General features: G+C 32.2%; 1 protein-coding gene. It reads left to right on the forward strand.

The genetic code is table 11. The features are described from left to right. Window positions 1-424 precede the first annotated feature (424 nt). On the forward strand, window positions 425-2275 hold the full coding sequence (locus L8D11_RS04950) for a ribonucleoside-diphosphate reductase subunit alpha (protein WP_236870562.1): 1851 nt from the start codon (window positions 425-427) through the stop codon (window positions 2273-2275). Window positions 2276-2403 lie beyond the last annotated feature (128 nt).

Here is a 2403-nt window from a genome sequence, read left to right on the forward strand (position 1 = left end):
TATACCAAGCATTATTAGTTAATAAGATTGTTTTTAGATTAATTTGACAACCTGTTTTTATTAAAAGTTACCCATTGTATTCCATTTTCTCCTATTATGCTACCATTGCTGTAGGCAATCTGACTTGTTAATAGTGATTTTAGCCATATTTAAGGTCTGACTTAGCATGATTATAGATTTGCAAAAATTGCAAAAGCATGGAGTAAAAAATATTAACTGATGAATCATTTCTTTAATCAATACTTATTTTCGCCTATATCCATTGGAAGCATTATAAGATAAAAACTTTGTGAAATAAATATAAATGTTTGCTGTAGACTTTTAAAACGAATCAATATATAGTGCATTTCACAAATATATTGCGAATATTTTACTATATGTAGTATATTTATAAATATATCATAAAATGTCTTTTGTTACGATTATGCTGAATGGAATCTTCGAAAAAGTTAATAAAACTCAAATACTAAAATATAAAATCAATCTTGATCATTCGAGAAATGAGAATTTAAGCGAATCAGGAAAAGCAATGCTTTTAGACAGATATCTATTAGAAGACGAAACATACCAAGATCTTTTTGCGAGAGTTGCAACTCATTATGCCGATGACCAAAATCATGCACAAAGACTTTATGATTATATGAGTAATTTTTGGTTTATGCCTGCCACTCCAGTACTGAGTAATGGAGGGGCAAAAAGAGGATTGCCAATTTCTTGTTTTCTTAACGAAGTAGACGATAGTTTGCAAGATATTGTGAGCATTTGGAATGAAAATGTATGGTTAGCTTCTAGGGGTGGTGGTATAGGTACATATTGGGGCAATGTGCGTTCAATAGGGGAGAAAGTTGCAAATAGTGGCAGGACTTCCGGAATTGTACCATTTTTAAGTGTTCAAGATAGGCTCACTCTTGCTATATCTCAGGGTAGTTTGAGAAGAGGAAGTGCTGCAGTATACCTACCTGTTTCTCATCCAGAGATAGAAGAGTTTATTGAGTTAAGAAGGCCAACAGGTGGCGACCCAAATCGTAAAACCTTGAATCTTCACCATGGTGTTGTAATTACTGACAAGTTTATGAATGCAGTAGAGAAGGATTTACCGTGGGAGTTAGTGAGCCCTAAAAATAACGCTATTATATCAATTGTTAAAGCCAGAGATATATGGATTAGATTGTTACTTGCAAGAATTGAAACAGGCGAGCCATATTTGCTATTTATTGATAATGTCAACAAGCATGCCCCAGAGATATATAAAAAACATGGAATGGAGATAAAAACTTCCAATTTATGTAGTGAAATTACACTTTTTACAGGAAAGGATTATAAAGGTAATGATAGAACTGCTGTGTGCTGCCTTTCGTCTTTAAATTTAGAAAAATATGATGACTGGTGTAAAAATCAGTTATTTATAACGGATGTAATGCGATTTTTGGATAATGTTATTCAAGATTTTATAGATAATGCTCCTGATGGAATGTATAAAGCTAAATATTCTGCTTATAGAGAAAGAAGTGTGGGGCTTGGAGTTATGGGTTTTCATTCATTTTTACAATCTAAAATGATACCGATGGAATCAGCAATGGCTAAATCATGGAATTTAAAAATGTTCAAACACATAGATCAAGAAGTTAATAAAGCATCAAGATTAATTGCAGAAGATAAAGGTGCTTGTCCTGATGCAGAAGAGCTAGGCATAATGGAAAGATTTACTCATAAAACAGCTATTGCGCCAACTGCATCTATTTCAGTGATAGCAGGTTCAACATCTCCGGGAATTGAACCAATAAATTCTAATGCATATACTCAAAAAAGTTTAACGGGCTCTTTTAATATAAGGAATAAATACCTAAAAGCTTTATTAAAAGAAAAGGGGCAAGATTCAGATGAAATTTGGTCATCAATAATGAACCATGAAGGATCTGTGAGTCATTTAGATTTTTTGACTACAGATGAAAAAGATGTATTTAAAACTGCATTTGAAATTAATCAAGAATGGCTGATTGAGCATGCGACCGATAGAACGCCATATATTAATCAGGCACAATCTATTAATATATTTATTCCAGCTGACATTGATAAAAAGGATTTAAATAAATTACATTATTTAGCATGGAAAAAAGGTATTAAGAGTTTGTATTACTGCAGATCAAAGTCATTGCAAAGAGCTGATAAAGTTTCAATTTCAGATGGTGTTGAGAAGCATCAATTGGAAATGAAATTATCTCCAGTAATAACAAAAGAAGATAATAAATACGATGAATGTTTAGCCTGCCAATAAGATAAGGAAGCATAAATATTAGATAGCGTTAAGCAACTTTTAGAATCAACTCATTGTCAATATTTGCTTCATAAAGATTCCACTCATTAGAGGACATAGTCGCTTTAATCTGCAAAACATTGTGTGCA

Origin of the sequence: Candidatus Bandiella numerosa (assembly GCF_021811875.1) — a bacterium.
GTDB classification, from domain to species: Bacteria; Pseudomonadota; Alphaproteobacteria; order Rickettsiales; family Midichloriaceae; genus Aquirickettsia; species Aquirickettsia numerosa_A.